Source organism: Streptomyces sp. ActVer (assembly GCF_027270795.1).
Lineage (GTDB): Bacteria > Actinomycetota > Actinomycetes > Streptomycetales > Streptomycetaceae > Streptomyces > Streptomyces umbrinus_A.
In genome coordinates, this window is the sequence record NZ_JAPWHT010000102.1 from 18,544 (window position 1) to 27,027 (window position 8,484).

The 8,484-nt window shown below is 66.3% G+C and carries 10 protein-coding genes; 4 read left to right on the plus strand and 6 right to left on the minus strand.

The window, feature by feature from the left end:
- Nucleotides 1–180: 180 nt before the first annotated feature.
- A complete protein-coding gene (locus tag O3Q52_RS18665; RefSeq protein WP_332112921.1) occupies nt 181–1,224 on the minus strand; it encodes a phosphotransferase in 1,044 nt (347 codons plus the stop codon).
- Nucleotides 1,225–1,513: 289 nt separating this feature from the next.
- Here O3Q52_RS18665 and O3Q52_RS18670 point away from each other — a divergent pair, with 289 nt between their 5' ends.
- Nucleotides 1,514–2,287, plus strand: a complete 774-nt coding sequence (locus O3Q52_RS18670) for an HAD family hydrolase (RefSeq protein WP_269649916.1) — start codon at nt 1,514–1,516, stop codon at nt 2,285–2,287.
- Here the strand turns inward: O3Q52_RS18670 and O3Q52_RS18675 are convergent.
- Nucleotides 2,248–3,123, minus strand: a complete 876-nt coding sequence (locus tag O3Q52_RS18675; RefSeq protein ID WP_269649917.1) for a winged helix-turn-helix domain-containing protein — start codon at nt 3,121–3,123, stop codon at nt 2,248–2,250. The two genes, O3Q52_RS18670 and O3Q52_RS18675, sit on opposite strands and share 40 nt — an antisense overlap.
- A 162-nt stretch (nt 3,124–3,285) precedes the next feature.
- Here O3Q52_RS18675 and O3Q52_RS18680 point away from each other — a divergent pair, with 162 nt between their 5' ends.
- Complete coding sequence (locus O3Q52_RS18680) at nt 3,286–3,483, plus strand: hypothetical protein (protein WP_269649918.1); 198 nt, start codon at nt 3,286–3,288, stop codon at nt 3,481–3,483.
- Here O3Q52_RS18680 and O3Q52_RS18685 read toward each other — a convergent pair.
- On the minus strand, nt 3,480–4,211 hold the full coding sequence (locus O3Q52_RS18685; RefSeq protein ID WP_269649919.1) for an HAD family hydrolase: 732 nt from the start codon (nt 4,209–4,211) through the stop codon (nt 3,480–3,482). The two genes, O3Q52_RS18680 and O3Q52_RS18685, sit on opposite strands and share 4 nt — an antisense overlap.
- On the minus strand, nt 4,211–5,089 hold the full coding sequence (locus tag O3Q52_RS18690) for a winged helix-turn-helix domain-containing protein (protein WP_269649920.1): 879 nt from the start codon (nt 5,087–5,089) through the stop codon (nt 4,211–4,213). Before O3Q52_RS18690 ends, O3Q52_RS18685 begins: the two co-directional genes overlap by 1 nt.
- Nucleotides 5,090–5,305: 216 nt before the next feature.
- Here O3Q52_RS18690 and O3Q52_RS18695 point away from each other — a divergent pair, with 216 nt between their 5' ends.
- Nucleotides 5,306–5,494 (plus strand): hypothetical protein, encoded by a 189-nt coding sequence (locus tag O3Q52_RS18695; protein WP_055618439.1) that lies wholly within the window; start codon nt 5,306–5,308, stop codon nt 5,492–5,494.
- A gap of 79 nt (nt 5,495–5,573) precedes the next feature.
- Here the strand turns inward: O3Q52_RS18695 and O3Q52_RS18700 are convergent, their stop codons facing one another.
- Nucleotides 5,574–6,482, minus strand: coding sequence for a winged helix-turn-helix domain-containing protein (locus O3Q52_RS18700; RefSeq protein ID WP_269649921.1), 909 nt, complete (start codon nt 6,480–6,482; stop codon nt 5,574–5,576).
- Between the two features lie 204 nt (nt 6,483–6,686).
- Between O3Q52_RS18700 and O3Q52_RS18705 the strand changes: the two genes are divergently transcribed.
- Entirely contained in the window at nt 6,687–6,872 is a 186-nt protein-coding gene (locus tag O3Q52_RS18705; RefSeq protein WP_055618441.1) for a hypothetical protein, read from the plus strand.
- 275 nt (nt 6,873–7,147) lie between these two features.
- Here O3Q52_RS18705 and O3Q52_RS18710 read toward each other — a convergent pair whose 3' ends face one another.
- Entirely contained in the window at nt 7,148–8,404 is a 1,257-nt protein-coding gene (locus O3Q52_RS18710) for a GNAT family N-acetyltransferase (RefSeq protein WP_269649922.1), read from the minus strand.
- Nucleotides 8,405–8,484 lie beyond the last annotated feature (80 nt).

An 8,484-nucleotide genomic window follows, 5' to 3' on the forward strand; every position in this document is an offset into this window, starting at 1 on the left:
GTGGATCCGCGCCGCCTCGATGAACGCGTCGTACGCAGCGTCGTCGTCGGAGTTCCAGGAAGTGGGGTGCCGGAAAGCGGGGCGTCGGGCGCCAGATACGTCCACTGGTCGCTCCTCAGTGAGCGAATCCGAAATCTAGGAACACCTTGGGTACCACAACCCGCCATCACGACGCGCACGTTATCGCGCACGCTCCGTACCGAGTCCCTCCCCGTGCTTCTGGTACCACCCAACGAGCGAGGCCGAAATCTCCGGCAGGCTCGGCACCCTCTCCAGCCCCAACGGCTCAGCAGCGGCTGCCAGCACCTTCTGTATCTTGCTGCCCGCGCGGTCCAGGAGGCTGCTGTCGGTACCCGGCCCCGCGCCCAGCGACAGGGACATCCGGATGACGTCGGTGAACACCGACTGCGCTCGCTTGTAGTCGAGCAGTTTCGGCAGGTCGTCGTACCAGTCGGCCGAACTGCCGGGCGTGATGCCGTCGACGGCCTCGCACCACTGCTCCTTCATCCGGTCTTCCTGATCCTCCGGATACCGCATCAGATAGAGGTGCGTGGCCAGGTCGTACAACGGATCACCGAACATCGCCAGCTCCCAGTCGATGGTCCAGAGTCTCCCTCCGGGATCGACAACGAAGTTCTCGCGATGGAGATCGGCGTGCAGCAGGCAGAAAGGGCGCTCGGTCAACCCCGCCACATGCTTTCTGAGCTGCTTGAAGGAGTCTCCGTCCACACCGAACGAGCCGAACAGATCCTCGAAGACGGGGAGGTTCTCTTGGTAGACACGCTCCTCGGTGAAGCAGATGAGCCGCTCCAGGAAGTCCGAGGTGTCACCCTCGCGTGCACGGTCCCGGGCTTTGCATCTCCTCTCCACCGTGAGCGCACCGGAGCTGATGCCGGCCAACTGCCTGAACAGCGCGATGATTTGGACGAAGATGGCATCTGGGACGGCACGACCGGACCCGCACTGCGAGCCCAGCGTCTCTCCCTCGATGAACCGCTGAAGACCGACCGGGCCCGCCTGGATGATGTCGGGGATGCCCCCGATGTTTCCCTGCAGAGCCCGGAGCAACTGCTCCTCCGAGGCGAAACAGCGCCTGTCGAACCACAGCAGATTGGTGCGCGGCTCGCGGCACTTCAGGCGGACCGGCCGGGCCGCCTCCACCTCGCCAGGCAGCGGAAAGACATAGGTTTCATGGTGGTAGCCCTGGAGTGGTCCTTCGACCACGCTCGCATTGCCACTCACCTCAACGGCTCGCTGCCGAGCCAAGGAAGCCGATTCGGGTGACATAGTCCGTTCTCTCACGTGAGACCGCACCAAAGGTGAAAGAGGGGAGAGAGTACTCCCCTGCGGTTGAGCATCGTGCCAGAAGCGATTCTTCCGATCGCGTACGTCTCCTGCGTGAACGTATGGGCTTCCGCTCGTGCGAAAGCCGACGCCCGACCGAGTCGTCCGGAGCGCGTACGGAGCACGGGTTGCTGTGGTTCACACTGTCCGGGTGACAATGATGTGGCCTTTGAGTGGCCGACCCAGCGGCCCCCGAGCCCTGCGACAGCTGCTGCACGGCGTGGACGCGGTGTTCTTCGACTTCGACGGCCCCCTCTGCGACCTGTTCGGCCAGAAACCGACCGCGCACATCGCCGAGGAGATCAAGGTCATGGCGCGGCTCGAATGGGGCGCTCTCGACCGTGATGTCGAGGACTGCCACGACTCGCACGGAATCCTCCACCGCCTCAGGGACATGCTCGACGGGACGCCGGCGCAGCGCTGCCGTGAGCCTCTGGACGAGGCGAACACCATCGTCACTCGATATGAATACGAGGCCGTAAATTCCGCCGTTCAGGCTCCGGACGTCGAGCCCCTGCTGGACGTACTGCTCGATCTCCGCAAACGACTGGTGGTCGTGAGCAACAACGCTGAGGATCCCGTCCAGCAGTACCTCAAACGAGCGGACCTGCAGTCGAGGTTCGAAGCGGTCTGCGGCCGTGATCCGCACGAGCCGCGGCGTATGAAGCCTCACCCCGACGCGGTACGCAGGGCCCTGACGGCCGTAGGCGACATGGACCCCGCCAAGGCCCTGCTGGTGGGCGACCAGCTCACCGACCTCCAGGCGGCCAGAGCGGCCGGGATCCGCTTCCTGGGATACACACAGAACAAGAGACGCCGACGGCAGATGAAGCGGAACGGTGCGGACGGTGTGGTCGCGTCACACGCCTCGGTCCTCGTCGCGGCCCGGGCGCTCGTGGACGACTATTCCTCCGAGAGACGGCTCCAGACCGAGTCGAAATAGGCCTGCATGCTGTCCACGAAGAAGGTGCCTGGGGAGTCCGGGTCGGCGTCACTCTCGTAGTGCATGAGGCTGGCGCCGATGCCTTCGACGTCCACAGCGGTCAGCTCCTCCCCGTCGTCCAGCACGATCGGGCGCTCGACCACCTGGTACAGCCCGAACAGCGCCTCCGCGCCGTTGAGCAGATAGAACTTGAAGTTCGGGACCACCGATGTGCGGCGGATCTTCAGGTCGACCTCGGGCACCAGCTTCTCGACCCTCAGGGACTCGAGGGTGTGCCGCAGTGAGGAGGTGGACCGGCGCGCGATGGCCCACACGCGCTCCACCGGGCGCCGGTCGGACGGATCGTCCTTGGACCGGGGGTAGGGCAACTCGGCGCCCTCGGAAGGCACCAGAATCCGTACGGTGATGCTCCGCGGAGCGCCGTGGGAATCCACGCGGATGCTCTCCGCCTGCAACCGGATGTGAGTGTCGAGGGATTCGCCGGTCAGTGTGAAGACGTCCAGGCTGACCTCCGACTGTCCGAAGGCCTTGCTGATGATCGGGCCGAGAGCCATGGGGCGAGGCGTCGCACTCCGCAGGACCGCGGGTTGTATCCGCTGCGCCTTGATCACTTTCGATCCACTGCCCTGGCGGGACTCGATCCAGTGCTCGTCCGCCAGCGTCCTCAACACTCTCTGCACAGTGTCCCGGGAGACCCCGAACTCCTTGGCCAGGGCCCGCTGCGGCGGCAGGAAGCTTCCCAGCGCGTACTTCCCGGTGAGCATGCTGTTGCGCAGCTCCTCCAGGACACGCACGAACTCCTTGCCGCCTCCTTCGCTCGTCCGCTCTTCGTCCACATGCCGACCGTACCTCTTTCGGTCCACAAGCAAACCAGTTAGCAGTCAAGTCGGACATCCAACTTGACTGCTGGTTAAGGGATCTCCCAGAGAGGGGAAACCAATTTCAAGACAACCAGTCCAATTGGACGGCAAGTTGATCGATCCGCTGAGGTGGACGGGGTGGGGAACATGGTCTTCTTCCAACTGGTGGGTGTGGGCGTCGAGTTCGCGATGACCCAGTTGGTCCGGTCGAGGCTCGGGGTGGCGGGCCTGGTCCTGCTGGCCCTCATTTCGGTGGGAGTACGAGCGGGCCACCCGCGATTGGCCTGGTGGTCGGCCGGACTCTTCTTCCTGCTGACACTTCAGCTCCAGAGCTAGCTCCGGAGAACCTGCAGCACCGGCTCCAGCGACACCACCACGTTCTCGGCTCCCGCGTCACGCAGCAACTTCTCCTTGTACCCGTTGCGCGCATAGCCGAGAAACGGAACGCCGGCCCGCTCGGCGGCTTCGAAGTCCGAAGGAGCGTCGCCGATCATGAGGGTGGACTGCGGGGCGGCGCCGAGGGCGTTCATGGCCCGGTTGAGGCAGTGCGGGTCCGGCTTTAGGTGATGCAGGTCCTGGGTGCGGCCATAGATGTTGGGCGCGAAGCAACCGGCGAGGCCTCGGCTGTCCAAGTAAGTGGCTGCGGTGCGCGGTGAGTTGTTGGTCGCCACGGCCAGTCGGGCACCCACCGCGCTCCAGGTTCGTATCAGCGGATCCGCGAACTCGGTGGGCCAGGCGGAGGGGACCGCCTTGAGTTCCTGTTGGGTGAGGCGTTCCTCCAGTTCGACCACCAGATCACTGTGGGGATGGCGGCGGTTGACCGCGTACAGGACCGCCATCGGGTCGGGGTGGACACGCTCCTCCTGGGTCAGCAGCCCGTGGAGACCCTGGCGTTCGAGCCAGTTCACAAGGTCCTTGGCCACATCTTCCGCCGAGTGCCCCGCGAACAACCGACAAATCGGCCCGTCGAAGTCGAAGAGCACGAAGCGGGCGCGCTTGATCACTTCTCGGAGGTTCGCTGTCTCTGCTGCCACCGGACCAGTCTGCTTCGTATCAGGAGTCACTAGGAGAGTGTCAGGTCCGTCGTGATGGTTTCCCAGAGGGCGTCGAACCACTTTTGGGACTGCTCGACGAAGGCGGCGTCGCGTTGGCCTGCCCTTTGCTCGAAGGAGAACAAGAGGGATGTGGAGCCCAGGGCGTCGTACATGTCGAGGGTGCCGCTGTCGCCGGCCTCCTCGCGCCTCGTGATCATGTAGTACGCGATCAGGGCCTCGACGCCGTTGAGCAGGTACAGCTTCACCGGTGGCGTGAACGGCAGGGCCCGGAAGGTCACGTTGACGTCGATTCCGTGGGACGAACGCAGCGCCTTGAGGTTGTGGCGCAGGACGTGGCCCTGGGCGTTGCGCATCTCCAGCCAGCGCTGGTGGACCGGGTCCTGGGACCCCTGCGCGTCGACGGAGACGGGGAAGGCGAGGTTGATGTCACGGGAGGGCAGGAGGATGCGGACGTCGATCGACTCCGGGCGGAGCTTGCCCTCGTGGATCAGGCGGACCGGTTCACCGAGGGCCAGCATCAGGGTCTCGGCGGTGAGGCACGCGGCGTCCACCCGGACGTGCGGCGCGGCGAACGCCTCGACCAACTGCGGTGCCAACCCGACCATCGTCGGCTGAGGTTCGTCCCGCGCGGGGGTCACGTCCGCGATACGCGGGGGGCTGCCCTTGCTGACGTTGCTGAGCCGGCCCTCGTCCTGGAGTGCCCGCAGGGCCTGGCGGATCGTGCCGCGCTCCACGCCGAACTCCTCGGCCAACTCGGCCTGGGTGGGCAGGCGGTCGCCGGAGCGCAGGTCACCCGCGCGGATGCGGTCCCGCAGGATGTCGGCGATCTCCTGCGGCGAGAGCTTTCTGCTGCCGTTCACTGCCACGTTCTCCTGGGTCACGACCAAACGCTACAACTCCGCTCCATCTTAGGGGAGTTGTTTGAAAGTTGTTTTGAAGTAGGGACCAACTGGGGATAACTTAGTCAGAGTTGGCAACCAACTCAACGAAGATGGCGGACGGTTTGCCTCCTCTCGCGAGTAGTTGGCAAATGGGAGGGCTCCGCGCCTCCCCAGCATCGCCCCGCACCACCGGCACCACAAAGACCCGAAGGAGGATCCACCATGCCCGTCATAGCCTTCCTCTCCGCCGTCTTCGTCGTCACCTTCGAGCAGCTCGTCCAGTGGCGGTACGGTCCCAGCGGTGTCGTGGGACTGCTGCTGCTCACCATCGGCATCAAGGCGAAGAGCCCGACCTGCAGCTCGATCGGCGCCGTCGTCCTCGCCCTCATGGTCTCCGGGCCCGCCCTGTGACCCGTACGAACTGCACGAACTCCACGAACTGCGAGGACGAAGACCCACCCGAAGATCAGGTACCCACCTGTGGAAGACCTCAGCCCGTGAGCACAAGCTCCGAGCTGATGGTCTCCCACAGTGCGTTGAACCACAGGTGGGACTGCTCGACGAAGGTCGTGTCCCGCAGGCCGTCGCCCTGTTCGAAGGGGAACAGCATGGACTGGGTCCCCTCCGCGTCGTACATCTCCAGGTACTCGTGGTCGATCTCCTCGCCGCGCCGCGTCAGCGTGTAGTACGCGAAGAGCGCCTCCGCGCCGTTGAGCAGGTAGAGCTTCACGGGCGGGGTGAACGGCAGGGCGCGGAAGGTGATGTGTACGTCGATGCCGTGCGTGGCCCGTAACGCCAGCAGGTTGTGCTTGAGGACCTGGCCCTGCGCGTTGCGGTGGGCCAGCCAGCGGCGCTGCAGCCGGTCGTCGACCTTGTCGTCCACCGGTGCCGGGAAGGCGAGGTCGATGTCGCTGGACGGCAGGAGCACCCGGACGTCGATCCTGGCTGGTTTTATTCGGCCCTCGTGGATGAGACGCAGCGGCTCACCCATCGCGAGAGTGAGGGAGACCGCCGTCAGACACAGCGCGTCGATCTCCACATGAGGGGCCGAGAAGGCCGCCGTGATCCGCGACGCGAGCGCCACCATGGTGGGCTGCGGCGGGGCTCCGGGCCCGGTCAGAGCCGGTCCCACGTCCTGCGCGACGGTCGCCGGGCTCCCTTTGGACACGTTGGACAGCAGGTGTTCCGACTGGAGGATGCGCAGCGCCTGGCGTACGGCCCCTCGCTCGACACCGAACTCGTCGGCCAACTGGGCCTGTGTGGGCATGCGCTGCCCAGGCCGCAGCTCACCGGACCTGATCCGGGTGCGCAGCTCGTCGGCCACCTCGCGGTGTGACCGCTGTGGCTGTTGTGACCTCTTCCGCCCATTGACGGCGACGTGTTCCGGGTCCACAACCAAACACTACAACTTCGCGCCATCTTTGGGCAGTTATTGAGAAGGTGGTTATGAGACGCGTCCAAGCGGAGATAACTTCAGTGAAGTTGGTTACCAACTTGAGCAACATGGTCAAGCTTCCCAGGGGTTGGCCGCCGGAGTCGCAACTGTCGACCAGGTGGGCGGTCCCAGCGGGGGTCCGCCTCCCCGTCCCGAAGGAGGGACCGCATGCCGCTCATCGCCATCATCGTCGCCGCCCTCGCCATCGGTTTCGAGCAGTTGATCCAGGTGAAGTTCGGGGCGATGGGCGTCATCGCCTTCGTCGCCCTCGCCGTCGGAATCAAGGCCAAGAACTCCATGATCGGCGGCCTCGGGGCCGTCATCCTCGTGATGCTGCTCGCCCAGTCCGGCTGATCGGACGCCACCGTCCGGCAGTCCGGCCGACCGTGCTCCCTTCCGGAGGGGAGCCGGGAGCCCGGTCGGTCCGCACCATCGCGGTTCGCTCCAAGATCCGCGGAACAACAACTGAACAGCTACGGATCACAACTGAACAGCCACACCGAACAACGGAGGAGAAGCCGCCGACGCGGACCACCGACAGGGAACGGAGGCCGGACCCCGAAGGACAGAATCACCAAGCAGCACCAGGCAGCACCAAGCAGCACCAGGCAGCACCAGGAACAAGAGAATCAGAAGATGTCCGGGCACCACGGTCGCCTGGACGTTCGCAGCAGGGCGTCGGCCAGGAAGGCGGCGCCCGCTCGTTCTTCCCGCACCCGCCCCAGCGCCGCGAGCCGCACCGCCGACTCGTCCCCGAGCCACAGCGACCCCAACTCACCCACATCCAGCGCGAGTTCGGCGTCCTCCGTGGTCCGCGCACAGCTCGCGCCCGCTTCCGAGGCGTCCAGCCGGTACCGGCCCCCGCACAGCCCTCCCCGGTCGACGACCTCCAGGACGAGCGTCCCCGTCACCCCGTACGTACGCGCCTCCAGCGCCGCCACCACATCCAGGACCCGCACCCACAGCAGGTCGGCCTGCGTCAGGATGCGCGCCGCGCGCGGATCCGGCAGCAGATGCGGCAGCAGGTCGTCCGGCGCCCGCCACCCCGTCCTGACCTTCGTGACCCAGTCGACCGAGCACACGTACCGCCACAGGGCGCGCTCCGCGGCCGGCGTGACCGCGATCATGTCCTTGACCTTCGCGGTCTCCAGCGGCTGCTTCACGTCCCCCCAGTGGTCGTCCACGGTGTACGTGAGCAGCCCCTCGACCTCTCCATCCGCGTTGCGGTACACGGCGTGGAAGGGCTCGGTCCACGAGGCCGGGTCGAGCACCAGCGCGCCCGTACGGACCTGCCACCACCGCTCGTCGCGGTCGACCACGCCCGGCTGCACCCGCCTGAGCCGCTCGTGGAGCTCCGGGCCGGTCTTCCGTACGTCGTCGCCGTCCACGAGGTCGATACGGCCGCCGTCGTCCGGGCCCGACCAGCGGGGGTCGAGGCCCGCCCTCGGCACGTCGATCATCCACTCGGCTCCCGTCGTGGCCGCGCCGAATCCGTACCGGCCGTAGATCGGGTACTCCGCGGCGATCAGCGTCGCCACGGTGTCGCCCCGCTCCTTCGCGGCCGCCAGGTCCTCGGCCATCATCCGGGTGAGGATGCCTCGGCGGCGGTGGGTCGAGGTGACGGTCACGTTCGAGATCGCGTCGGCCTGCACGGGGGATCCGCCCACGGCGGTGATCTCCTGCGGGAACGAGCGGAACGTGCCTACGCATCTGGTGCCGTCGAATGCGCCCAGTGTTCGGGCGGGGACGATGTAGGTGCTGCGGTCCTTGACGTCTGCGTCCGAGACGGTCGGGGGGAGCTGGAATCCCGTGTGCAGCGCGCGGGTCCACTCTCGGGTCTCGTCCTCGCGGATGGGGCGTATGTCGATGTCCTGGCGGGGGGTCATGTGGCCACGCTAGGCAAACGTGACGGGGGGTGTCGCGCAGTTTTTCCCTCCCCCCACCCCCCCCCCTCCCCCAACCGGGG